Below are 25,705 nucleotides of genomic sequence, written 5' to 3'. Positions count from 1 at the left end.
TGAAAAAGGAACTAAAAAATAAACAATTATGAAATTACAGTGGGTGGATGAAAGACAGAACCACTCTTTAAGTGAAAGTATAGATTGGTGTAGTGGTCGTCAATAGCATTTTTATGCTGAAAATAAGATTGTTTTGAAAATAAGACTTGAATTTCCTGAAAAAACAGAACTTCTGTTTCTTGGATTTGTGTTTTTTTGTTAGGTGAAATAGGTTTTTCTTCTTCTGCAGCTTTAGCCAATTCTTTCATCAACTGACATTTTCCGTTACATTTTAATTCCGGTTTGGCTTTGTTTTCACAAAGTACTTTAGTTATATAATCATAATTGACCACATAATCAACAACCGGAAACATCGGTTTGAGTACCATGGTAAGCGCCATTATGATTAATAAGTTTTTCACCGTGCAAAGGTACTACTGAAAATTATTATTTTAAACAAAATAAGGGCGTATTTTTTCTTTCTTAAAAGTTTTTTTAGAATTTAAATTTGCTAAGTTACTGTTTTTTTAAGAACGTCGCCACACCTTGACAGTGTTGCCTTGTAGAAATTTGTTTGGATTAATTGCTTAAACAAAAAGGAAAACCAATCACCCTTGGGTTAGTGTGTAATCTATTGAATTTGTTACAATTCGATAGTTTTCTAACGGTTACCCTTGTTAATACTTAGGGTTTTTATCTAAAATTACCGAAATGATAATAATTCAGCGTTAAAATTTGTTTATTATGGAATTGTTATTACTTTTATTAAAATATTTGTAAAATAATAATAATTTAAATGAAATATTCAGCAATTCAGAATTACATCAACGGACATTTTGTTCAAACCTCCACTTCCAAAACTTTAAATGTCATCTCTCCCTTAGACGGGAGTTTTTTATCTACAGTCCCTTTGTCGAGCGCGAAAGATTTAGACGAGGCGGTGAAAGCTGCCCAAGCTGCGTTTCCGGCGTGGAGCAAAACCCCGATTAAGGAACGCGTTCAGGTGTTTTTCAGATACAAAGCGTTATTAGAAAAAAACCTAAAAGAGTTAGCCGAACTGTGCAGCGAAGAAAACGGAAAAACCTATGGTGAATCGGTAGCCGAAATAGAAAAATGTATCGAACTTACCGAGTTCGCCACTTCCTTACCCCAATTAATCACCGGCGAATTACTAGAAGTCAGCAAAGGTGTTGAATGCAGAACAGAGCACGTGCCTTTGGGCGTTGTCGCTTCCATTGTTCCTTTCAACTTTCCCTCGATGGTTCCCAATTGGACAATCCCAAATGCGATTGCGTTAGGGAATTGCATGATTATCAAACCTTCTGAAAAAGTGCCATTGAGTTGTGGTCGTTTGGCCGAATTGTTAAAAGAAGCCGGATTGCCGGATGGTGTTTTCAATGTAGTTCACGGCGATGTAGATATTGTAAATGCGATTTGTGACCATCCGAAAATTGAAGCGGTTTCGTTTGTGGGTTCCACGAAAGTAGCGAAGATAGTGTACCAAAGAGCGACTCATAATTTAAAAAGATGTTTGGCTTTAGGTGGTGCCAAAAACCACTTAATGGTCTTACCCGATGCGATTCCGGATATGACGGCGCAGAATGTAGCAGCATCGATGTCGGGGTGTGCCGGACAACGTTGTATGGCGGCTTCGGCTATGATTGGCGTAGGCAATGTGGATGCCATTGTGTCCAAAATATGTGACGAAGCGCGCAAAATAATTCCGGGTCAAAACCTTGGAGCGGTCATTAATAAAGAATCTCAAGATAGAATCGAAAACTATATCACCCAAGCTGAAAAAGACGGTGCCAAAATATTAGTCGACGGCAGAAACACCAAAGTCGCCGGAAAGGAAAACGGCACTTATGTTGGGCCAACGGTAATCGACTTCGTAACACCCGAAATGAGTGTCGCTACTGAAGAAATCTTCGGACCGGTAATCTCCATTATCAGAACCAAAACAGTTGACGAAGCTTTAGCTATCGAAAACAAAAATCCTTATGGAAATGCCGCGAGTGTATTCACCCAAAATGGTGGCATGGCGCGTTACATCATCGACAAAGCCAGTGCCGGAATGATTGGCGTAAATGTAGGCGTTCCGGTACCGAGAGAACCATTCAGTTTTGGCGGTTGGAACGAAAGTAAATTTGGCGTAGGCGACATCACCGGAAAAAGCTCGATTGAGTTTTGGACCAAATTAAAAAAGAGCACAATTAAATGGAATGCTGAGGCTGGTGTGAATTGGATGAGCTAGGAAAATTATGTTAAATGCTAAATGTTGAATGTTAAATTATTTAGGAGCTAATCCCGCTTTTCACTTCAATCTTTTATGCCGAAAAACGGCACAAAAGGATTTCCGTTGCAATCGGGGCTAGAAAATCTCATTTAAAATTCAACATTCAACATTATCTAACGATCTGTTCGCTAGCGCTCGGGTCAAAATAAAAAATAAAGATGATTACAAAAGAACAAACCTTGACCAAAGAACAAATCATAAGCGACAGCAAAGAATTCAGTTTATTCTCGTGGTCGGCACAAGGAAGTGTGAATCCCATAGCGATAGAAAGAGCCGAAGGCGTGTATTTATACGACTACGACGGCAACAGAATCATCGATTTTTCTTCGGGCTTGATGTCGGTCAATATCGGTCATGGTGACCAACGCGTTACCGAGGCAGTCGTAGAGCAAATGCAAAAAGTGAGTTTTGTAACGCCAAGTTGCACGACGGAAATCAGAGCGAAGTTATCCAGAAAGTTGGCGGAAATCTGTCCGGGCGATTTGAACAAAGCATTCTACACTTTATGTGGTACGTCATCGATTGACAACGCGATTAAATTGGCAAGATTGTACACCGGAAGACACAAAATCATCGGAAGATACCGCGCTTTTCACGGTGGTTCCATTGGCGGAATGACCGTTGGTGGCGATCCAAGAAAATTAGCCAACGATTCCCAACAAATGCCGAATGCCGTGCATTTAGATGATCCGTATTATTTCTTTGGGATGAAAGATTTAGACGAAACCACCAAGTTGAACCTAAGTTTGGAATACGTAGAAAGAGTCATCCATTTGGAAGGCAAAACCAATATAGCGGCTTTTATTTTTGAAGGTGAAAGCGGTTCGTCAGGTTGTTTGCATTATCCGAAAGGGTATTTAAAAGGCGTAAAAGCGCTATGTGAAAAATACGGAATCTTGTTCGTTGCCGATGAGGTAATGAGCGGCTTCGGTCGCACCGGAAAATGGTTCGGTTTCGAAAACCACGGCATCATTCCAGATATGGTTTGTATGGCCAAAGGATTAACCGCTTCTTATTTGCCGTTAGGGTGCTTGATGGTTTCGGATAAAATAGCCGCCAAATTTGAAACGACGCCCATGATGATTGGCTTAACGTATAACGGTCATCCGGTAGCTTTAGCTGCTGCTTTGGCTGTAATCAACATTTACGAAAGCGATAGATTAATCGAGAATACCCGTAAAATGGGAGCGTATCTAGAATCCCGAATCGAAGCGATGAGAGCAGAACATCCTAGTATGGGAACGTTCCGAAACACCGGATTGTTGGGTTGTTTAGACATCTTAAAAAATAAAAGTACGGGCGAATTAATCGCTCCTTATAATGCTGCCGGCGATGATTTAAAAGTTACGAATGCCATTGCGGCGAAAGTGCGCGAATTAGGGTTGTACACTTTTGTGCGTTGGGGCTACATTTTCATAGCGCCGCCATTGTGTGTCACGGAAGCGCAAATCGATGAAGGATTAGCCATCATTGGTGAAGCTTTGAAAATATCAGATGCAGCTTTAGTATAAACAAACTCTAACCCAACATGTCCGAAAACCTAAATCATACAAATTCGACTTTGTATAGTGAAGACTTGGCGCCGGTTTCAGCCGAAAAGCGAACCTGGACGACTTGGAATTATGCTGCGCTTTGGATCAGCATGAGTCTTTGTATTCCGACCTATATGCTGTCGAGTTCGCTGATTGAAGGCGGGATGAATTGGTGGCAAGCGATATTAACCATATTTTTAGGAAACACAATTGTCTTAATTCCGATGATTTTAAACGGTCATGCGGGTGCTAAATATGGCATTCCATTTCCGGTCTTTGCCAGAGCGAGTTTCGGAACAATGGGTGCCAATATTCCGGCGCTACTTAGAGCGATAGTCGCTTGCGGTTGGTTCGGCATCCAAACCTGGATTGGCGGATTTGCCATTTACCAAATGATGCGACTGTGGATACCAAGCATAGAAACCTTACCACAAATTTTCCCTGATAGTTGGGGATTGCAAACCGGACCGGCGATATGTTTTTTGCTGTTTTGGTTGTTGAATATGTATGTAGTGTATTTAGGGGTTGACAGCATCCGAAAACTATTAGTGTTTAAAGCCATCTTTTTACCAGTGGCAGCATTGGCTTTATTGTTTTGGGCGATTAGTGCGGCGAATGGTTTGGGACCGATTTTGGAAACCAAATCTAAATTTACCAATACCGTCGATTTCTTCCATTTCTTTTTTCCGGCGCTGACCGGAATGGTAGGTTTTTGGGCGACATTGTCTTTAAACATTCCCGATTTTACCAGATATGCGACTTCGCAAAAAGCACAAATCAAAGGACAGATTTACGGGTTGCCTACTTCGATGACGATGTTCGCCTTCGTTGGCGTTGTTGTGACTTCGGCTACGACGATTGTTTTCGGAACTACCATTTGGGATCCTGTGATTTTAGCCGGAAAATTTGATAGTAAGTTATTGGTAAGTCTTGCCATGATTGCCGTGGCGATTTCGACATTGGCGACAAATATAGCCGCAAATATTGTCAGTCCGGCGAACGATTTTGCCAATTTATCGCCAAGTAAAATCGACTTCAGAAAAGGCGGTTACATCACAGGAATCATAGGAATCATGATTTTTCCATGGAAACTGATAGCTGACCCAACAGGATATATTTTCACTTGGTTGGTAGGCTATTCTAGTTTGCTTGGGCCAGTTGGCGGCATCATGATAGTCGATTATTATTTCATCCGAAAACAGACTTTGGTCGTGGATGATTTATACAATAAAAATGGCATTTACAGCTTTTCCAAAGGGTTCAACACCAAAGCGATTTGGGCATTACTCCTTGGAATTCTCCCGAATGTTCCGGGCTTTTTCTTAACCATCAAAGTAGTAGACAACTCTGTTTTTCCCGAGTGGATTTCAGGTTTGTACCATTACGCTTGGTTTGTAGGCTTTGGGATTAGTGGACTAGTGTATTATGTTTTAATGAGAAAAAAACAATAAATAATTATGATGAATGTTAAATGCTAAATGTTGAATGAATTTCATTTAGCATTTATTCCGCTACGCTTCATACAGTTCGGCTACGCCTCGGGTTAACATTCAAAATTTAACATAATAAGAAAATGAGTATTTTAATCAAAAACGGAAGAATCATAACCGCTACCGATGATTATGTGGCAGATATTTTTATAGAAGGCGAAACAATTTCAGCCATAGGTAAAAATTTTAACGTTCAAGCCGATGAAGTAATCGACGCCTCAGGAAAGTTAGTCATGCCGGGTGGAATTGATCCTCACGTGCATTTGGATATGCCGTTTATGGGAACGTACAGCAGTGACAATTATGAAACCGGAACCCGAGCCGCATTGTATGGTGGAACGACAACTGTGATTGATTTCATTCTGCAAACCCAAGGCAAAAGCCTACAATCCGCGTTACAAGAATGGAAAGGCAGAAGTGATAACAATGCGGTAGGCGATTACAGTTTTCACATGGCGGTGACCGATTTCAATGACGAAACCAAAAAAGAAATCCAGCATTTTATTGAAGTCGAAGGCATCACTTCTTTCAAAACATTTATGGCCTATAAAGGCGCATTGATGATTGATGACCGCCAAATGGTCGGCTTGATGCAAGAAGTTAAAAAACACGGCGGCTTAATCAACGTTCACGCCACCAATGGCGATATGATTGATTTCTTGATTGCCAAGCACAAATCAGAAGGCAAATTATCACCCTTATACCATTATTTATCCCAACCCGAAGTCACCGAAGCGGAAGCCAGCAGTCGCTTTGCCGATATGGCGGATTACACCGGTTGTCCCGGTTATATTGTTCACCTAACTTGTGAAGGTGCGTTAAACGCAGTGCGATTTGCGACTCGCAGAAACCAACACGTATTCGTAGAAACCTGTATTCAATATTTGATTTTGGATGCGAGTTTGTATGAACAAAATTTTGAAGGAGCTAAATGGGTTATGTCGCCGCCTTTGCGTGAAAAGAAAGACCAAGAAACGCTTTGGGCCGGATTGAATCAAGGTTTAGTCAATGTTGTGGCAACCGACCATTGTCCGTTTATGTGGGAACAAAAATTAATGGGAAAGGACGATTTCTCTAAAATCCCAAATGGCCATCCGGCAATCGAAAACCGAATGGAGTTATTATTTAGCGAAGGCGTAAACAAAGGCAGAATCACGTTGAATAAATATGTAGAAGTCGCTTCAACCAACGCAGCCAAAATCTTCGGCATGTTCCCGAAAAAAGGAACCATTGCCATAGGAAGCGATGCGGATATAGTCTTATTTGATGCCCATGAAAAACACACGCTTTCCGCCAAAACGCATCACATGAATGTGGATTACAGCGGTTATGAAGGTTGGGAACTGACCGGAAAAGTAAAAACCGTTTTGTTGCGAGGCAAAGTAGTAATTGACAATAACGAATGTAAAGTGCAAAAAGGCTACGGCCAATTTGTGAAACGAAATAAAGTGGACGGGAAGATATAATTATGTTGAATTTTAAATTTTAAATGCTAAATGAAAAGGCATTCAACATGCAACATTCAACATTCAAAATAATAAAAGATGAGGATAGTAAAATCAGGCTTAATCCAATTGAGTTTGGCCAAAACCGAAGGCGAAGGCACGATTTCCGAAATTATGGAAGCGATGCTGCAAAAGCACATTCCCTATATCGAAGAAGCCGGAAGACAAGGCGTTCAGATTTTGTGTTTTCAGGAGATTTTTAATACGCCTTATTTCTGTCCCGGACAAGACAGCGCTTGGTATGCTTCGGCAGAAAGTGTGCCCGGTCCAACGACAGAAAGAATGCAGGTTTACGCCGAGAAATATGACATGGTGATTGTTGTTCCGGTGTATGAAAAAGACCAAGCCGGCGTTTTATACAACACTGCTGCGGTTATTGATGCTGATGGAACGTATTTGGGTAAATACCGCAAAAATCACATTCCACAAACTGGTGGTTTTTGGGAGAAGTTTTTCTTCAAACCGGGAAATTTAGGTTATCCTGTTTTTCAAACCAAATACGCTAAAGTCGGCGTATACATTTGCTATGATAGACATTTTCCTGATGGTGCCAGATGTTTGGGATTGAACGGTGCCGAAATTGTTTACAATCCATCCGCCACAACCGTTGGACAATCCCAAAATTTATGGAAACTCGAACAACCGGCACATGCCGTGGCCAATGGTTATTTCATGGGTTGTATCAACCGAGTAGGCATTGAAAAACCTTGGAACTTGGGACGCTTTTATGGTACATCTTATTTCGTGAATCCGTTGGGTGAAATTTTCGCCTGCGCTTCTGAAGATAAAGATGAGTTGTTGGTAGCCGAATTCGATTTGGATTTAATAGAACAAATCAGAGCCAAATGGCAATTCTATCGAGACCGAAGACCCGAAACTTATGGTGAAATTACAGCACCTTAGAAAATAATTATGTTGAATGTTAAATGCTAAATTTTGAATGAAAGGCATTTAACATTCAAAATTCAAAATTTAACATAGAAAAAATATGAGCATAAAAAATAACCGATTAACCCCGGCAGAATATCAGGAAAACTTCACCGATATTCATCCGCCGTTTGAAACCAGAGATGCCGCTGTGGTGGAAGCCAATCGCTGTCTCTTTTGCTATGATCCGCCTTGTATGAAGTCGTGTCCGACGTCTATCAACGTACCCAAATTCATCAGACAAATCACGACGGATAATATTAAAGGCTCAGCACATACCATTTTTTCTTCCAATATTATGGGCGCGGGATGCAGTAAAGTGTGTCCGGTAGAAAAATTATGCGAAGGCGCTTGTGTCTATAATTTAATGCACGAAACGCCTATTAATATAGCCAAACTCCAACGCTATTCGACTGAAAAAGCGATGGAAAACAATTGGCAACTCTTCGATAGAAAGCCATCAAAAGGCAAAAAAGTCGCTATTGTTGGTGCCGGTCCTGCGGGTTTGAGTTGTGCGCATACTTTGAGCCGTGAAGGAATCGATGTGACCATTTATGAAAAAGAAAGCAAAGGCGGTGGTTTGATGACTTACGGTATTGCCGCTTATAAAGTAACGCCTGAATTTTGCGAAGAGGAGGTGAATTACATCACTTCCATTGGTGGCATCGACATCAAATACAATCAAGAATTTGGCAAAGACGTCACTTTGGAACAATTAAAACAAAACTACGATGCGGTTTATATGGCGTTCGGAGTTGGATTGGCGCGTCAATTAGACATTGAAGGCGAACATTTACAAGGTGTTGAAGATGCGATTAAATTCATTTACGAATTACGCGATAATGATTATTCCAAAATTGCCGTAGGCGATAAAGTAGCCGTAATCGGAATGGGAATGACTGCTATCGATGCCGCTACGCAAGCCAAGAGATTAGGTGCTTCCGATGTGACTTTGGTGTACCGAAGAACGCAATCCGAAATGCCTTGTACCGAAAAGGAATTGGACATTGCCAAACTCGACGGCTGTAAGGTAATCTGGTTAGCCTCACCTAAAGAAATTAAAGGCGAAAACGGCAAAGTCTCTCAACTGGTTTGTGATGTAATGAAACTCGGCGAACCCGATGCCAGTGGCAGAAGAAGTCCGGTAGTTTCAGGAGAAACCTTTACGCTAGATGTAGATATGGTCATCAAAGCCGCAGGGCAAATGCCTTTCCAATCTTTGGTCAATGACAATAATATCGAAAACAACAACGGCAAAATTGTCGTTGATGGAAAATCATCCGCTAAGATAGCAGGTGTATTTGCCGGTGGCGATTGCGTCAACGGCGGAAGAGAAGTGGTCGATGCGGTACAAGCCGGAAAAGACGGAGCCGCCGCTATTTTAAAATACATCATCAGTCCGGATTATATCATCGAATCCGAATTAAAACCAACTTTTAATAACTAAATTTATGATGAATGCTAAATGTTAAATGTTGAATGGAATGAAAACAGAGAACAAAATAGTAACCTTAACTTTTGATTTTTCTATTGCCATTATTGGTTTGTATAAAACTTTATTAGATCAAAAAGAGTATGTGATTTGTAAACAATTACTTCGAAGCACCACTAGCATCGGAGCGAATGTGGAAGAAGCCAATGCCGCTCAAACTAAGAAAGATTTTATTGCGAAAATGTCGATTGCTTCAAAAGAGGCCAGAGAAACAAAATATTGGTTACGGCTTTTAGATAAAAGTAAGCTGGTTCCCTTAGATTATTCAACATTTTAATACAGATTGAGCACATCATCAACATCATAACCAAGATTGTAAAAACAAGTCAAACGTCTTTACAATAAGAAACATTCAAAATTTAACATAATAAAATTATGGCAGATATATCAACCGATTTTTTAGGCATAAAATCTCCAAATCCGTTTTGGTTAGCCAGTGCGCCACCAACTGATAAATTAATCAACGTTGTCCGTGCTTTTGAAGCAGGTTGGGGCGGCGTGGTTTGGAAAACTTTAGGTTCCCAAGTCAAAAATGTGTCCTCGCGTTACTCTTCTGTGGAATATGGAAGAAAACGAATCATGGGTTTCAATAATATAGAATTAATCAGCGACCGACCTTTAGAAATCAACCTTAAAGAAATTTACGAAGTCGTAAAAATGTTCCCGGATAGAGCGATGATTGTTTCGCTAATGGCGGACAATGACCGTAAGTCTTGGCATGATTTAATCATGAAATGCGAAGATGCCGGAGCGATGGGCTTTGAATTGAACTTTGGATGTCCACACGGCATGACCGAAAGAGGCATGGGTGCAGCGGTAGGACAAGACCCGGAAATTGCCAAAATGGTAGTCGAATGGGTAATGGAAAAAGCCACGATTCCGGTAATTACTAAGCTTACACCCAATGTACATTCTGTTGTTCCAACCGGAAGAGCCGCGGTTGAAGGCGGAACCAGCGCACTGAGTTTAATCAATACCATACAAAGTGTCACCGGAATTGATTTAGATACGTTAGTGCCGAATCCTTACGTAGCCGGAAAAAGTGTTTTTGGTGGTTATTGCGGTCCGGCGGTGAAGCCGATTGCTTTAAAAATGTTAACCACGATTGCACAAGATGAGGTAACCAACAAAGTACCGATTTCCGGAATAGGTGGCGTAAGTACTTGGAAAGATGCCGTAGAATTCATGTTATTGGGCGCGACTTCCGTACAAGTTTGTACCGCTGCCATGACACACGGTTTCCGAATTGTGGAAGACCTATGCGAAGGTTTAAACAACTGGATGGACGAAAAAGGCTATCAAAAAACCACCGATTTCATTGGCAAATCTGTAGAAAAAATCACCCATTGGGAAGATTTAGACATCAACTACCATCACATCGCCAAAATCGATCAAGACAAATGCATTCATTGTGGCTTGTGTTACATCGCTTGCGAAGACACTTCGCACCAATCCATCAACATCGAAAGAGGCATTCCTTATAACAACTACACCATCAAAGAAGAAGAATGTGTAGGCTGTAATTTGTGCAAATTAGTCTGTCCGGTTGATGAATGCATCACGATGGAAGTCCACCGAGTGGCGCCTGAATATGTGAATTGGAAAGACTGGCAGGAAAGAGGATTGCCGTTAAATGACCATTAAAAATTATTTTAAATGTTAAATGTTGAATGTTGAATGATGGCACTGTTGTCATTTAACATTTAGCATTACTAACGTCCGTTCGCTTGCGCTCGGGTCAAAATTCAACATAAAATGAAAATAAATTCTGCTCGACTAGAGCAACACTTCGAAGCCATGAGCTTAATCGGCAAAATTGGCGAAACCGGCACTTGTCGTCCTGCGCATACTGAGTTGGAAAAACAAGGATTTGAAATCGCAGGTTCTTGGATGAAGGAAGCCGGTATGACCGTTCGCATCGATAATTTCGGAAACCTAATCGGAAGACTCGAAGGCAAAAATCCTGACTTACCTGTTTTGATGATGGGTTCGCATCTCGATTCCCAACCTTACGGTGGTCGTTTTGATGGCGTTGCCGGAGTGCTTTGTGCGATTGAAGTGGTGAAAACTTTACATGAAAACGGCATCGTTCCGGAAAGAAGTATCGAAGTCATTTCTTTTGCTGATGAAGAAGGTTGGCGTTTTAACAAAGGCTTATTCGGATCGCGCGGCATTTTAGGAAAACTCGAAGAAGGTGAATTAGAACGCGCTGATGCAGCAGGGATTACTCGCGGTCAAGCGTTGGCAGCTTTTGGTTGCGACATCACCAAATTCAAAGATTCAGAATACCAACCCAGAAGCATTTTTTGCTTTTTAGAATTGCATATTGAGCAAGGACCGATTTTAGATTTGGCCAATAAACCTATCGGAGTCGTTTCCGGAATTTCGGGGCCCCTATGGTGGACCGTCAAGCTCAAAGGAATGGCTGGGCATACCGGTTCTGTTCCGATGCCGATTCGGAAAGATGCGTTGGTTGGTGCCGCCGAAATCATTGTGGCCGTTAATGAAATAGCCAATCAAGTTCCCGGAAATCCAACCGTTGGAACCGTTGGAACGCTGAATATTTTTCCGGCATCCAGAAATATTATTCCCGAGGAAGTAACTTTTACGGTTGATTTGCGCGACATCGATTTGGAAAGAAGAAACCGTTATGAAAAGCAACTTCGCGATAGAATAGAATCCATTTGTGCTAAACATAAACTCACTTACGAAATCTCTGAAGACACCAAAAGCGATCCAAGATATTGCGCCGATTGGATTAAAGAAATCATCCACGCCGAATGTCAAAAACTACAATTAGACGAAATCGAATTGATGAGCGGCCCGTTTCACGATGCGTTGGCGTTGTCTTATGTCTGCGATTACGGAATGATATTTGTGCGTTGCAAAGATGGCATCAGTCACAATCCACTCGAATATGCATCCTATGAAGATTTGGCGATTGGTGCTAATGTTTTATTAGGAACGGTACAGCAAATTCTTAATCGATAACAGTTTTATCTTATAGGCTAAAAGTTAAATTAACGAAAATATTTCTTCCCATACGCGGGATTTTATTCCAGTCGGAGTAAGTCGTATAATAGTTATCCAATATATTTTCGGCACCTATTTTTGTATATAATTTACTTCCTGCAAACGAAAGTTTGTACCCGAAATTAGCATTCAGCAAGGCAAAATCAGGTGTTTTAGTTTCTCCATAAACAGCGCCAAATTGGTTTTGGGTAACATTACCAACACATTCCAAAGAGGCATTGAATTTCAATTGAGTGTAACTCAAAGCCGTTTTGTAACTCAAAGGATTGATGAGTGGCAAATCATTGTTATTACTGTCTTTTCCTCGGCTGTAGAATAAGTTTACGTTCCATTTCCACTTTTTGCTAAAAGTCCATTCCGCGTTAAAATCGACATTGAAAATGGTTGCATAATCCAAAGCCGTATACAATTTTACGCCATTGGCACCAATTGTCATCGGGACTAAAATATCATCAGGAGTTCCTATGATGTAATTAGTGATATGAAAATAGGAAGAAGTGATTTTGGCACTGATTTTTTCTCTTTTGTAACCAAAGAAAATATTGCTTTCGAATGATTTTTCGTTTTTCAAGTTCGGGTTGCCAATATAGTCAAAGCGGTCGGAGCTGTTGAAAAGATAGAATCCGTAGCCTTCGGAAACCGATGGTGCTCTTTCGCCATATCCACCCCCAAAGCCATATTCCCAATTGTTTTTAGTGTAGTTGTAATTGACCGCCATGCTTTTTAAGAAACGCGATTTTTGGGCTTCCATTTCGGGATAAAAAATTTGCAGACTTTGCAATCCGAAATCACTCGCAACCTCATTGGTATGACTGCCAATAGAAACCGAAATTTTCAAACCGGAATGGCAATTAAACACCCAATTGTCCTCAACAAACAAACCGGTGAAAAAAGTGCGCACATCGGGCCAAGTATACATGAACATGCTGTTTTCATTAGGGTCAGCAGGATACATGGTCATTTCTGCTACTGACTTGTTGTAAAACGAATTCAGATTGGCTAAAAAGTGATGGTTGTTTTTCAAACCGCTGATTTTGGAATACATCCCAAAAGTTTCGCTCCAACCCGGCATGTCCATGTGAATGGGAACTGATGGTCGAGTGGTATCGTCCATTCGGTGTGTTATGGTGTTGAAATAAATTTTGGTTTCCCAGTCTTTTAACAAAGGTGATTTCGGCAATATTACATATTTCAGCGAAGTGATTAAGGCTTCTGCCAAAGAAACATCCATAGGCAAAGCCGGATAACCAACATCAGTAGCTTTATCATAAATCACTGAAGCTTCAATCAATTGGTTTTGACGGAATTTAAAACCCGTAGTACCGGAGAAATTGAGTTTCCTGAATTGGGAATACAGGATTTCTTTGTTATTTCCGGCGGCGTAATTATCGGCTTCGCGAAACATCACATCGGTATCAAAATAATAAGTACTGTCGGCAAAATTGACAGACGAACCGATTATTTTTTGACGATTGTTAGATTCAAAACCGGTGTTTAGTGCGAAATTCCAATTTGGTGTTCCGAATTTGCTTTGGGTGCGTTTCAAATCAATAGCGCCTCCAATGGTTGAACCGAAACAGCTGCCTTGTTGTCCTGAATTTACAGTCGCTTGCGAAAGATTCGACACTTCTACATAAGAAGTGATTGGATCCATTTTATCCGTACAAGCGCCAAAAATTCGCATCCCGTCAATGGTAATTAGGGTTCTTTCAGTAGCCATGCTATTGATAATGGGTTCCCAAGCATAAGCGCCGCGTTTGACCAAATCGACTTTACTTCCTTTGTCTAAAAACTCATCGATAGTAGCAAGAGATTTGGTTAATTTTTCGTGGATTTGGGTTTTTTTGCCAATGACAATTACTTCTTTTAAATCTTTGGGCAACAAAGAGTCTTTTGCTTCTTGAGCATAGGAGATGAAGCCATTGAGTAATAGCAATAGGATAATTTTTTTCATCACAGTTAGATTTAAAAAGGTCTCACTAGTTTGTCAGCAAGACCTTTTTGAGTGGATTTAGAATTCGATTTCGAAGAAAATGCTGCTTTCCAAAACGCTTTCGGTAATGGCTTCGCCTTTTAAAACCGTGGCTTCGGCATTCAACAATTGCAAGTTGATTTTCCAATAACCGGTCATGGTTAAGGAAAGTTTGCCTTCGTATAAGCCGCCGTCTGCTTTTTGAGTAGCGTCAACATTATTCGGTGAACTGTGGTTGCCCATGCTTGGCATTCTTGGGTCTATTTTTACGGTATAACCATTTACAACCGGGAAGTTCATCATATCTTGCATTTTCCATACGCCAAAAACGACATCATTAACAGCGACTTTAGGGTGGTGTGGTTCGGCATAAGCCACGATGTATTTTGCACCATCAGTACCGGTAAAAGTATTCACTCTTCTTTTAACTGAAGCCGGAACATCAATCACAGAAGTAGCGGTGAAATCCGTTCCATTGATGGTGTAGTCTACTTTTAAATCCCAGTATTCGGTTGCGTTTTGAGCCATTTGAAAAACAATGTAACCGTTATATAAAGTGCCGTTAGTAGTAACTTTTTCCACCGTCGATTTCGGGCAAGAATGGTTCATCATAGCCATGTGCATTATTGGCATCCAGTTTACTTCGGCATTTGAAACATAATTACCGCTAGCGTTGTCTTTGATTCTAAGGGAAATTTCGTTGAAGCCTTGCTCCAAACTCCCTAAATGAGAATACAGTTCAATAGTGTGTGTTTCGTTAGAGAATTCTTTGAACTTTGTGAGTTCGGCTAATTCATCGGTTGGCGCGTTGTCATCATCAGAAGAACAAGCGGTAAATGTCATTGTAATGGCCAATAAAAAGAAGGCAAGCGTATATTTTAATAAGGTTTTCATTTTTGTAAATTTTAGATAATAAGAATTTCATTGGAACAACTTCCAATAGTTTTTGGACAAGAATCGTCCAGTCAATCTCAGTAAGATTGATAAAAGTTTAAAATTTAAGCCGAGAAAGTTGGCGGATGAAAAACGGCAAACCCATTCAAGTGAAAGTAAAGATTGGAATAGTAGTCGCCAATGGGGTTTTTAAGCTGACAATAAGATTGTCTTGCAATAAGCGGTTGGATTTCCTGAAAAAACAACACTTCTGTTTCGTGAAGTTGTATTTTTTTTGTGGGTGAAAGGGGTTTTTCTTGCTCTGAAGCTTTGGCCAATTCTTTCATCAACTGACACTTTCCGTTACACTTCAGTTCAGGTTTGGCTTTGTTTTCACAAAGTACTTTTGAGATGTAATCATAGTTAATGATGTAATCTGCTACCGGAAGTATCGGTTTCAGGAACATGACAAGTGCTATTATGATTACTAAGTTTTTCACGAGACAAATTTAAGCAGGAAAAGGCGGCTTTTTATATGATTATGGTCATATTTTTAGTATTTTTATAAAAACTAATTTTGTAACATATAGCAGAGATTACTGTTCATAAAGGCAGTTAGCTCCATAAAATACTCAAAATCAAAATGCAAATAGACTTAGATTTACTCTTCACTTGGGGCGCTATAGCTAAGGAATATAAAAAGGGCGAAATGATTTTTTGTGAAGATGAGATGGCCAACTTTTATTTTCAAATTATCGAAGGAAGTATTAGGATGTACAATTCCAATGACGAAGGCAAAGAGTTTACACAAGGCTATTTTTCGGAAGGTCAAAGTTTTGGAGAGCCACCTGTGTTTATCAATGAAATTTATCCTTCGACCGCTGTAGCTTTTCAAGACAGTAAAATAATTAAATTGTCCAAGGACAAGTTTTTAAAAATCTTGGATGAATATCCATCCATACAAAAACAATTTTTAAACTTGATGTGTCGTCGTATTCACTCAAAGACAATTACCTCTAAGGACATTATCAATCAAAAACCTGAATTCAGAATAATGGCCTTTTTAAATGCAAATAAAAAAGGAAAAACCGGATGTGAAAAAGAGCAAGTGCCTTTTACTCGACAAGAGATAGCCAATTTTACAGGCTTGAGAGTTGAAACCGTAATCAGGGCTTTATCAAAAATGGCCAAAGCCAAAAAAGTTGACATTATCAACCACAAAATATTTTACTAATGAACTTCAATAGTAAGTTTTGGTTAAAATTCTCTCTCATTAACTTGTTGATAGTTGCGTTTCTTGGGCTTTTGATGCGATATAAAATTGGTTTCGAATTTCCATTCTTTAACCAAAAAAATCTTCAACATTCCCATTCTCATTTTGCCTTTGCCGGTTGGATTAGCCATACATTGATGGTGCTGATGGTTGGGTTTTTGGAGAAAAGAGGCAATAGTCAAAAGGCATTAGGCAATAGATTTGGTAATTATAATAAGATTCTATTGGCCAATTTGATTTGTGCCTATGGGATGTTGGTATTCTTTATTGTTCAGGGTTATGCTGCTTTTTCGATATTTTTTTCTACCGCTTCAATAGTAGTGGCTTATGTTTTTGGGTACCAATATTGGAAAGATTTGAAATCGGTGGACAGCACCTCGCTTTCGGTAAATTGGTTTAAAGCAGCCATTTTTTTCAATGTCATTTCTTCTTTGGGCACTTTTGCTTTAGCGTATATGATGGTTAGTAAAAATATTCATCAAAATGAATACTTAGCCTCAATTTATTACTACCTGCATTTTCAATACAACGGTTGGTTTTTCTTTGCCTGTATGGGATTGCTGGTATGTTTTCTCGATTTAAAAACCACTGATTCGCCTTTTATTAAAAAGGTGTTTTGGCTGTTTTTCATCGCTTGTCTTCCGGCTTATTTCTTATCGACACTTTGGTTAGATTTGCCACTGTGGATTTATATTTTAACCGTAATTTCCGCTTTTCTTCAAGTTTTTGCGTGGTTTCCGTTTTTAGTTATTTTGGTCAAAACTAAAAAAACTGTTCTTGAAAACTATCCTTTCTTTCTGCGATACATCATCCTATTTGTGGCCATGGCTTTTAGTATGAAGTTGTTGTTGCAATTGGGTTCAACTGTTCCGGCACTTAGTCAAATGGCTTTTGGTTTTCGACCTATTGTTATTGCCTATTTGCATTTAGTTTTATTAGCGGTTATCAGTTTGTTTTTGTTGTTTTACATTTATGCCAATCATTTCTTTTTTATCCATAAATCCATCAAATTTGGGATTACACTTTTCTCTATCGGCGTTTTTTTAAACGAATTATTGTTGGCCATTCAAGGGATTGCATCGTTTAGTTATACCGTAATTCCGTACGTAAATGAGATGCTTTTTGGTATAGCATTGATACTTGTTTCAGGCATTGGTATCACTGCTTTTTATTCGATTAAAAAAGTTAAAATCCCTACAGTTTTATGAGTTGAATCATAAAATAACTGTTTCATAGTTAGGTACTTTGTGTGTATAAACCAAGTATTTAATATTATGAAAAATTCCATTAAAATTTTGCTTTTAGCTTGTTTTTTTGCTACTGTTGGTTGCAAACAAAACAGCGAAACTCCAGTTGAAACCACCGAAGCCATAGAGACCCAAAATGTAGGTCAGGAAGGTGTACAAGACGAAACCTCCAATCCAAATATTGTTCAGGTGGCTTCCGGAAGTAAAGACCACACTACATTAGTAGCGGCTGTAAAAGCGGCTGAGTTAGTAACTTCTTTAAGCAATGCCGGACCTTTTACCGTTTTTGCGCCAACCAATGCCGCTTTTGATAAATTACCGGCCGGAACCGTTGATGATTTATTAAAACCGGAAAAAAAAGCCGATTTGCAAAACATTTTAGGCTATCACACTTATGTGGGAACCTTGAAGGTAGAATACATGCAAGAAGGACAAGAGTTTGACATGGTTTATGGAGGCAAAGTAAAAATCACCAAGCAAGGCGAAAAAACTTTTGTAAACGGCTCTGAAATTGTAGCTTCGATTGAAACTTCCAACGGGATTATTCACGTAATCGGAGACGTCTTACTTCCAAAATAGGATAATTATTAATTCAAATCTTGTTTTTCTTTTTTGAAAGGGAAAAGGCGTGGAAGTTGTCATTCACGCCTTTTTTGTGATTAAAATCATAAACAAAGGTATTTTATTTTCCTCTATTTGCAATACAAATTCAATGTCTTTCGGCTATGATTCCACCGAGAAAATACCTATTCTTATTGCTGCTATTGTTGGCTTTATTTTCAAGTTACAATTATATTATTTATACCGATACGTCGGCTTATGGAAATGTACGATTGTCAGAAAAGGCGCTTCAGGGCGAGAAACTTTGGCTACAAAACAATTGTAATTCCTGTCATCAAATTTATGGTTTGGGCGGTTATCTCGGACCCGATTTGACCAATGTATATTCCTTTAGAAAGCGGGATGAGAAGTTTTTGAAATCAATGTTCAACAGTGGTATTAAAACCATGCCGAGGTTTGATTTCAATGAAACTGAAAAAGAAGAATTGTTACAGTATCTCAAAGAAATAGACCAAACCGGACAGTATCCGAATACCAAAGCCAAGATTGAGGCTGATGGTTGGGTCAAAATTCAAAACCAAAATGAAACGCATGAATAATACCCATTATCCTTTTTACTTTATTGCTTCCGGATTGATTTCTTTACTATTGGGGTTGTTTTGCGGATTGCTTGGCGGTTTCCAATATGTTATTCCCGAATTTATCAAAGAAACACTACCGTTTCAGACACTTCGACCATTACATACTTTATTTGTCGTTTCATGGGTTTTACTAACGGCGACAGGCGGTGTTTACTATTATTTGGGTCAAAATAACGAAGCCAAATTACCCAATCAAAATCTGATTAAAACTCATTTGTGGGTATTTATTCTTAGCGGATTGGGAATTGCAATATCTTATTTATTTAAAAATTTTGCCGGAAAAGAATACCTCGAATTCCCAAGCTATTTCTATTTTCCAATTGTCTTAGGTTGGATTCTATTTGGTCTTACTTATTTCAAAACGTTAGTTCCGACTTTCAAAAATTGGCCGGTGTATTACTGGATGTGGGCCACAGGTATTGTGTTGATGATTTACCATTTCACCGAAGCGCATTTGTGGTTACTACCCTATTTCAAAGCGCATTTTGTACAAAATGTAGCCATGCAATGGAAGGCCGGCGGTTCTTATGTAGGTTCTTGGAACATGTTGGTTTACGGCACGGCGATTTATGTTATGACCAAAATCAGCAAAGAGGAGCGTTATGCAAAGTCAGGGAAAGCGTTTTTCTTTTTCTTTTTAGGATTGACTAATTTGATGTTTGGCTGGGCGCATCACGTTTATATTATCCCGACAGCGTCATGGATAAGGTATCTCGCTTACGGCATTAGCATGACTGAATGGATTATACTCTTTTCGATTATTTATGACTGGAAAAAGAATTTGTCTCAGAAGAAAAAAAACGAGTTTGCTTTGGCTTATCAATTCATGCGCTTAGCTGATTTTTGGGTGTTTTTGAATATTATTTTGGCGCTGTTGATTTCTATTCCGGCTATCAATTTATTTACACATGGCACGCATATTACGGTGGCACATTCGATGGGAACTACCATTGGCATTAATACTTTGATATTGTTATCTTCAGTCACTTATATTTTGGAGTTGAATAACTGTTTGGTTCCCGTAAAGAGAATCCAAATTGGGCTCAAGATTTTCAACATTTCGTTTTTTCTTTTCTGGATCAGTTTGTTGTTGATGGGCATAAAAAAGGCCCATAGGACACACTTTAATCAAGCGATTTCTTTTGCGCAATTTCAGGATTCTATGCACTGGTTTTATGTCCTATTTGTGTTTTTCGGCCTAGGTATTTTGGTAGGATTGTATCTAATTGTCTTTGAACTGCTGATAAACATCAAAAAACATCTCTCTTCTTCCTTGGTATGACATATATCATACTTTATATGGAATGATTTCACAAAATTCGCCCCTTATTAAAAAACGTTACCTCATGACTACTACAAACAATATCCATACTTTTCACATACCCGTAATGGGATTGGCTTATACCATTGACAGTCCGATTCGTGTAGCACAATTTGGTATTTCCTCCGTAATATCCATCACCGATGACGAACTGATAGAAAAAATGCGGGCTTTTTACAGTAAAAAATTCAGTCTGCCTTACCATGAGATTACGCAAAAATGCCATGATTACCGTGCGGAGCGAATTAAGCATTATCTGAATTTGGTTGATACTATAGTCAAAGACAAATTTGAAATTTTCAAAAATGAACTGGCCGAGAACAAAACGGCTTTGGAAAATTACATCGCTATGTTGCCCAATAAATCCGAATTGAAAAACGGACTTCAAAGATTCATCGAGGAAGGATTGTTAATCAAAGAATCCGTTAAAAGTTACTTGGCTGAACATTTTTTCCCCGGAGAAATCGATGTGAATATCATGACTAAAGTGGACAAAGATAATTTTAATAAAAACGAACAATTACCGGTTGAATTCAATGATGCTCATGCTTCTTTGCGTGGTTTTGCTGAGAGTAGTTTGAGTTCTTCTGTAGTGCTTTCTGCAGGGATGAATCCAAGGCTGTACAGCTATTTTGAAAAATTTCCTGTGTTTTATCCTGATGCGAAAGGACGACTGCAAAAGAAAATTATTCTGAAAGTGAGCGACTTTCGTTCGGCGATGATTCAAGGGAATTTTTTGGCCAAAAAAGGGCTTTGGGTTTCAGAATACCGCATCGAATCGGGATTGAATTGTGGCGGACATGCATTTGCAACAGACGGTTTTTTGATGGGGCCAATCTTAGAAGAATTTAAAGCCAAAAAAGAACAGTTGGTGCAGTCAGCTCATGAATTGATGGTGAAGGCTTTAGAAGCTAAAAATCTAGCTGTTCCGACTCAGCCACTCAGTTTAAAAATCACAGCTCAAGGCGGTGTTGGTACAGGAGAAGAACATGATTTTTTAATCGAAAATTACAAATTAGATTCCGTAGGTTGGGGTTCACCATTCCTATTGGTTCCCGAAGCCACTTCAGTCGATAATGAAACCAGAACACTTTTGGCGAAAGCCCAAGAAGCTGATTTTTATTTGAGTGATATTTCACCACTGGGTGTTCCCTTTAATTCAGTGAAAGGGATGAGTAATGACCTTTGGAAACAAAAAAGAATTGACGACAATAAAGCCGGAAGTTCTTGTCCGAAAAAATTGTTAGCATTGAGTAAAGAATACGATCCGCAAGGCATGTGTACGGCTTCTAAAAAATATCAGGATATTAAATTAGCCGAATTAGAAGTTCAGAAAGACAATCTGTCTGAATCAGACATACAGAAAATGCAAGCCAAAATATTTGAAAAATCGTGTCTGTGCGTGGGCTTGGCTAATGCTTCATATATAGAAAATGATATTGAAGTTAAAGGCCAACAACAAGGTATTGTGATTTGTCCGGGACCAAATTTAGCTTATTTTGACAAAGTAGTTTCTTTGGCTCAAATGGTAAAGCATATTTATGGCAATGCCAATGTATTGTCGGATATCAATCGCCCAAATATGTTTGTTAAAGAGCTGAAAATGTATGTGGATTATTTGAAAAACGAATTGGAAAACTATACCGAGGAATTCACCACAGCCCAACTCAAAAAATGGAATGCCTTTAAAAGTAATGTGTTGACGGGAATTGATTATTATTTGGATTTGTTTGAAACAACTAATTCCTTTGCCAAGGAAAAGAATACTATCCAAAAACAATTGCAGTTTTATAAAGCGGAAGTGAATCAGATTGCTATTCCGGTTTTGGAGAATGTATAGCTTATCGAAGTGTAATTTTTACCGCAGGATTTATAGGCAAAGTGTTTTCCAAACGACAGTAAGAATTGGGTAATTTCCCAATGGTTTCTACTTGGTTTCTAAAATGCTGAATGTAATAAGTTCCGGTATATTCATTGTATTTCAGATAGTCAATCATATCGTTGAGTTCATCTTTGGCCAGCAATTCGGAGTGATAAGTGGTACGGACTTCAAAAGCAATATCAGCATTTAAAAGCAATTGCATGGATTTTTCAAATTGGTCAAATAAATCGGATTGTGTGATAAACGAAAACGACTCTTTGGTAGACTTAAAATCGAGTGCTACATAATCTATCAATTGTTGTTCTATCAGATGTTTAAGGACTTCAGGTTTGGAACCATTGGTATCCACTTTTACCAAAAAACCCATCGCTTTCACAAGACTGATTTGTTCTATTATATCTTTGTGAATTAAACATTCGCCACCACTGAAAACTACTGCATCGAGCAGGCCTTTTCGCGTTTCTAAAAAAGAGATCATTTCGGAAAAGGAGAATTTTCCTTTCCCGAAAACAATCTCAGGATTATAGCAATACAAACACCGCATATTGCAACCGGCATACCAAAGGATGCAAGCGCTTTTGTCCGGATAATCCAAAAGGGTAAAAGGAGTTATATTACTCACTGGTTTAACCATTTGGACATTCTTTAAAATGGATTCGTTGTTTGTGCTCTCCTTTCTTACCGATATTAAAACTTTCTACCGGGCGATGATATCCCATCACTCTGGTGTAAACGAGGCATTTGGTTCTCAAATGTTGGTTTTCTTTTAAAATCTCATTAGTTTTTGTTTTCATATGTAATATTTTTTTGGTTTTCTATTAAAACATCGTCGCATTTTGGGCAGAATTCGTGTTCACCGTTGAGGTAACCGTGAACCGGACAAACACTGAATACCGGTGTGACTGTGATATAAGGCAATTTGAATTTAGACAAGACCGTTTTGATAAAGTTTTTGCAAGCTTCCGAAGTGCTGATTCTTTCGTTCATATACAAATGCAGTACCGTTCCGCCGGTGTATTGACATTGCAAATCGTCTTGCATTAAGAGTGCTTCAAACGGATCTTGGGTAAAATCTACCGGAATTTGGGAACTGTTGGTATAATAAATATTTTCTTCCATGCCGGCTTGCAAGATATTTGGATAGCGTTTTTTGTCTTCTTTGGCGAAGCGATAAGTAGTGCCTTCCGCCGGAGTGGCTTCCAGGTTGTACAGATTACCAGTGGTTTCCTGAAATTCTTTCATGCGGTTGCGAATATGGTTTAAAATTTCCATAGAGAATTCATGTCCGAACGTTGTTGAGATGTCTTCTTTGTCTCCAGTGAAATTGCGTACCATTTCATTCATTCCATTGACACCAATGGTAGAAAAGTGATTCCGGAAATGCGGCAAATATCTTTTGGTGTAAGGATACAAACCGCGGTCATACATCTCTTGGATGAATTGTCGTTTCTTTTCCAAAGTCGATTGCGCCAATGCCATCAATCGGTCTAATTGATTGTACAGTTCTTCTTTATTGCCTTCGTATAAATAACCTAAACGTGCCATGTTGATGGTCACAACTCCGATGCTTCCGGTCATTTCGGCACTACCGAACAAACCGTTGCCTCGCTTTAATAATTCTCTTAAATCGAGTTGCAAACGACAACACATGCTGCGAACGGCATTAGGTTTGTAAGCATTCGGGTTTTCGACTTTATTGCCGTTTTCATCCAAAAGATATTGGCTTCCAATAAAATTCTGGAAATAAGACGAACCAATCTTAGCTGTGTTTTCAAACAACAGTTCGGTATTTTCGCCATTCCAATCAAAATCTTCGGTGATGTTTACTGTTGGAATTGGAAACGTAAATGGTTGACCATTGGCATCGCCTTCCGTCATTACGGTATAATAGGCTTTATTGATGAGATTCATCTCGGGTTGGAAATGTTCGTAGCGCAATTCAATGAGTGAATCCAAGCCACGTTCTTTGGCGCGCGACAAAATACTTTCATTGGTAATCGTTTCAAATAAATGATGGTCATTTTTGGTCGGAATTTGTTCTTTTAAATCCGCCGGAACTACCCAATCCAAAGTAATATTGGTAAAAGGTGATTGTCCCCAACGCGCGGGCACATTCAGGTTATAGACAAAACTGCGAACGGCTTTTAAAACATCGTCAAAAGACAAATTGTCTTTGAAAACATATGGCGCCAAATATGTGTCAAACGAACTGAACGCTTGTGCGCCGGCCCATTCGCTTTGCAAAATCCCCAGAAAGTTGGCCATTTGTCCCAAAGCTTCTCTAAAATGCGATGGTGCTTTGCTTTCCACACGACCTCGAACGCCGTTGAAACCGTCATTGAGTAAAACCCGCAAACTCCAACCGGCGCAATATCCGGTTAGGCAATCTAAATCGTGGATGTGCAAATCTCCGTTGCGGTGCGCATAACCTTCTTCTTTGGAATACACTTTATCCAACCAATAATTGGCAATGATTTTTCCGGCTACGTTGTTTACCAAACCCGCATTGGAGTAAGAAGTATTGGCATTGGCATTGATACGCCAGTCGGTTTGTGAAATGTATTCTTCTATGGTTTGTGTACTGTCAACATAAGTGGTGTCGTCATTTAATCCTTGGATATGTTCCCGTTGTAACTTTCGCGTATGCCGGAACAACATAAAAGAACGCATTGTGGTGAAATACCGGTTTTCAAAAAGCGTTTGCTCAATAATGTCCTGAATTTCCTCAACAGCCCAAGTTTCTTTGGCATTTATCGCCAATATAACTTTTTCAAAAACACGCTCATCAAACGGAAGCGAGACACTATTAAAACTCTTGACTATGGCATCCCTTATTTTAAAAGGTTCAAAAGGTTTGTATTCGCCATTTCTTTTGATGACATATTTTTCCATGATGAGCGTGGTTTTTAGGTTAGCATTGATTATGAAATATTGAATTTGGCTTCCATGGCTTTGGCTTTTGGAAACACGATGTTGTTTTCGAGATGGATGTGTTTGTGCAAATCTTGTTCGAATTCTTTCAGCATCGCAAAAGTGACTTTGTATGTTTCACAAGCATCTGCCGGCGGATGGTAATCATTGGTCAATTGCGCTATTTTTAGGAAGCGTTCGCCTTCATTTTCGTGTTCTTCCTGCATCATAGCAATTGGATTGTCTACGGTTCCGAAATGAGGTTGTTCAATCGAAGTGTTGTCTCTTAGTGCGTAATACATTTTTTTGACGAATGGGAACAAAATCAACTCTTCTTTTTTCATGTGTTGGGCTAATTCTCCTGCGCAAATTTTAAAGTGAAGCGCAATTTCAAACAACTCCGGATGTCTTTCTCCGTGTACTTTACAAAGTTTATCAAGATAGAAAAGAAGCGCGGTTGATTTTTCTTCCACATAACGGTGGTGCGTTTTTTCGATGTAGTCGATAAGTAGGTCGGTTGGCCATGATTTGAAGTCGATATTGTTATCTGATTTTGATTCTAAAACGGCATTTAGTTCCTCTTGGATATCGGCTGGATCTAACCCTTTTTTTTCGCAGACTTCCTCTAAAGTTCGGTTGCCTTTACAGCAAAAATCGATACCATATTTGGAAAAAACGGCAGCCGTTCTGAAATCGTCTGCAACAAATTCTCCTATGGTTATTTGTTCTAAAGTATTCATATTCGTTATGTTTTAAGTTTAATTTTAAAAA

23 protein-coding genes are annotated in these 25,705 nt (G+C 39.2%); 15 read left to right on the top strand and 8 right to left on the bottom strand.

The window, feature by feature from the left end:
- Nucleotides 1-26 precede the first annotated feature (26 nt).
- On the bottom strand, nt 27-380 hold the full coding sequence (locus B3C16_RS06660) for a hypothetical protein (RefSeq protein ID WP_291130113.1): 354 nt from the start codon (nt 378-380) through the stop codon (nt 27-29).
- Nucleotides 381-775: 395 nt separating this feature from the next.
- On the opposite strand from B3C16_RS06660, the gene B3C16_RS06655 reads away from it, so the two are divergent.
- The 9 genes from B3C16_RS06655 to B3C16_RS06615 all read left to right on the top strand — a co-directional run bounded on the left by B3C16_RS06655 (nt 776) and on the right by B3C16_RS06615 (nt 12,212).
- Complete coding sequence (locus tag B3C16_RS06655) at nt 776-2,233, top strand: CoA-acylating methylmalonate-semialdehyde dehydrogenase (RefSeq protein ID WP_291130110.1); 1,458 nt, start codon at nt 776-778, stop codon at nt 2,231-2,233.
- A 200-nt stretch (nt 2,234-2,433) separates the two neighbouring features.
- A complete protein-coding gene (locus B3C16_RS06650; RefSeq protein ID WP_291130107.1) occupies nt 2,434-3,786 on the top strand; it encodes an aminotransferase class III-fold pyridoxal phosphate-dependent enzyme in 1,353 nt (450 codons plus the stop codon).
- A 17-nt stretch (nt 3,787-3,803) separates the two neighbouring features.
- Complete coding sequence (locus B3C16_RS06645) at nt 3,804-5,258, top strand: NCS1 family nucleobase:cation symporter-1 (RefSeq protein ID WP_291130104.1); 1,455 nt, start codon at nt 3,804-3,806, stop codon at nt 5,256-5,258.
- A gap of 122 nt (nt 5,259-5,380) precedes the next feature.
- Nucleotides 5,381-6,763, top strand: a complete 1,383-nt coding sequence (gene hydA / locus B3C16_RS06640; protein WP_291130101.1) for a dihydropyrimidinase — start codon at nt 5,381-5,383, stop codon at nt 6,761-6,763.
- Between the two features lie 78 nt (nt 6,764-6,841).
- Nucleotides 6,842-7,705: a nitrilase-related carbon-nitrogen hydrolase gene (locus B3C16_RS06635; RefSeq protein ID WP_291130099.1), complete on the top strand. Its 864-nt coding sequence runs from the start codon at nt 6,842-6,844 to the stop codon at nt 7,703-7,705.
- Between the two features lie 85 nt (nt 7,706-7,790).
- A complete protein-coding gene (locus B3C16_RS06630; RefSeq protein ID WP_291130097.1) occupies nt 7,791-9,176 on the top strand; it encodes an NAD(P)-dependent oxidoreductase in 1,386 nt (461 codons plus the stop codon).
- Nucleotides 9,177-9,213: 37 nt separating this feature from the next.
- Nucleotides 9,214-9,498, top strand: coding sequence for a four helix bundle protein (locus B3C16_RS06625; protein ID WP_291130094.1), 285 nt, complete (start codon nt 9,214-9,216; stop codon nt 9,496-9,498).
- Between the two features lie 98 nt (nt 9,499-9,596).
- Nucleotides 9,597-10,865, top strand: coding sequence for an NAD-dependent dihydropyrimidine dehydrogenase subunit PreA (gene preA / locus B3C16_RS06620; protein ID WP_291130091.1), 1,269 nt, complete (start codon nt 9,597-9,599; stop codon nt 10,863-10,865).
- A gap of 111 nt (nt 10,866-10,976) precedes the next feature.
- A complete protein-coding gene (locus B3C16_RS06615; protein ID WP_291130088.1) occupies nt 10,977-12,212 on the top strand; it encodes a M20 family metallo-hydrolase in 1,236 nt (411 codons plus the stop codon).
- Between the two features lie 10 nt (nt 12,213-12,222).
- On the opposite strand, the gene B3C16_RS06610 is transcribed toward B3C16_RS06615, so the two are convergent.
- From B3C16_RS06610 to B3C16_RS06600, 3 genes are all read right to left on the bottom strand, one after another.
- On the bottom strand, nt 12,223-14,208 hold the full coding sequence (locus B3C16_RS06610; protein WP_291130085.1) for a TonB-dependent receptor plug domain-containing protein: 1,986 nt from the start codon (nt 14,206-14,208) through the stop codon (nt 12,223-12,225).
- Nucleotides 14,209-14,265: 57 nt separating this feature from the next.
- Nucleotides 14,266-15,120, bottom strand: coding sequence for a FixH family protein (locus B3C16_RS06605; RefSeq protein WP_291130082.1), 855 nt, complete (start codon nt 15,118-15,120; stop codon nt 14,266-14,268).
- Nucleotides 15,121-15,224: 104 nt separating this feature from the next.
- The gene (locus B3C16_RS06600) at nt 15,225-15,599 is read right to left on the bottom strand and encodes a hypothetical protein (RefSeq protein ID WP_291130079.1); all 375 of its coding nucleotides are present in this window, start codon (nt 15,597-15,599) and stop codon (nt 15,225-15,227) included.
- A gap of 143 nt (nt 15,600-15,742) precedes the next feature.
- On the opposite strand from B3C16_RS06600, the gene B3C16_RS06595 reads away from it, so the two are divergent.
- The 6 genes from B3C16_RS06595 (at nt 15,743) to B3C16_RS06570 (ending at nt 21,982) form a co-directional block, all read left to right on the top strand.
- The gene (locus B3C16_RS06595; protein ID WP_291130077.1) at nt 15,743-16,333 is read left to right on the top strand and encodes a Crp/Fnr family transcriptional regulator; all 591 of its coding nucleotides are present in this window, start codon (nt 15,743-15,745) and stop codon (nt 16,331-16,333) included.
- Entirely contained in the window at nt 16,333-17,580 is a 1,248-nt protein-coding gene (locus B3C16_RS06590) for a hypothetical protein (RefSeq protein WP_291130075.1), read from the top strand. Before B3C16_RS06595 ends, B3C16_RS06590 begins: the two co-directional genes overlap by 1 nt.
- A gap of 66 nt (nt 17,581-17,646) precedes the next feature.
- A complete protein-coding gene (locus tag B3C16_RS06585) occupies nt 17,647-18,198 on the top strand; it encodes a fasciclin domain-containing protein (protein WP_121312348.1) in 552 nt (183 codons plus the stop codon).
- A gap of 146 nt (nt 18,199-18,344) precedes the next feature.
- The gene (locus B3C16_RS06580) at nt 18,345-18,779 is read left to right on the top strand and encodes a c-type cytochrome (protein WP_121312349.1); all 435 of its coding nucleotides are present in this window, start codon (nt 18,345-18,347) and stop codon (nt 18,777-18,779) included.
- Nucleotides 18,772-20,103 (top strand): cbb3-type cytochrome c oxidase subunit I, encoded by a 1,332-nt coding sequence (locus tag B3C16_RS06575; protein ID WP_158592546.1) that lies wholly within the window; start codon nt 18,772-18,774, stop codon nt 20,101-20,103. The genes B3C16_RS06580 and B3C16_RS06575 overlap by 8 nt, the downstream gene beginning before the upstream one ends.
- A 64-nt stretch (nt 20,104-20,167) precedes the next feature.
- Nucleotides 20,168-21,982 carry a hypothetical protein gene (locus B3C16_RS06570; RefSeq protein WP_291130072.1) on the top strand — a complete coding sequence of 605 codons (1,815 nt, stop codon included), beginning with the start codon at nt 20,168-20,170 and terminating at the stop codon, nt 21,980-21,982.
- A 1-nt stretch (nt 21,983) separates the two neighbouring features.
- Here B3C16_RS06570 and B3C16_RS06565 read toward each other — a convergent pair whose 3' ends face one another.
- The 4 genes from B3C16_RS06565 to ric are packed head-to-tail and all read right to left on the bottom strand — an operon-like array spanning nt 21,984 to nt 25,674.
- The gene (locus tag B3C16_RS06565; RefSeq protein ID WP_233549724.1) at nt 21,984-22,646 is read right to left on the bottom strand and encodes an anaerobic ribonucleoside-triphosphate reductase activating protein; all 663 of its coding nucleotides are present in this window, start codon (nt 22,644-22,646) and stop codon (nt 21,984-21,986) included.
- 4 nt (nt 22,647-22,650) lie between these two features.
- A complete protein-coding gene (gene nrdD / locus B3C16_RS06560) occupies nt 22,651-22,818 on the bottom strand; it encodes an anaerobic ribonucleoside-triphosphate reductase (protein ID WP_121312352.1) in 168 nt (55 codons plus the stop codon).
- The gene (locus B3C16_RS06555) at nt 22,802-24,916 is read right to left on the bottom strand and encodes a ribonucleoside triphosphate reductase (protein WP_291130069.1); all 2,115 of its coding nucleotides are present in this window, start codon (nt 24,914-24,916) and stop codon (nt 22,802-22,804) included. Before B3C16_RS06555 ends, nrdD begins: the two co-directional genes overlap by 17 nt.
- A 29-nt stretch (nt 24,917-24,945) precedes the next feature.
- Nucleotides 24,946-25,674 carry an iron-sulfur cluster repair di-iron protein gene (gene ric, locus B3C16_RS06550; RefSeq protein WP_291130066.1) on the bottom strand — a complete coding sequence of 243 codons (729 nt, stop codon included), beginning with the start codon at nt 25,672-25,674 and terminating at the stop codon, nt 24,946-24,948.
- Between the last annotated feature and the right edge of the window lie 31 nt (nt 25,675-25,705).

Source organism: Flavobacterium sp. UBA7682 (assembly GCF_002482945.1).
GTDB lineage: Bacteria > Bacteroidota > Bacteroidia > Flavobacteriales > Flavobacteriaceae > Flavobacterium.
This window is presented reverse-complemented; position numbering and strand designations above follow the sequence as displayed.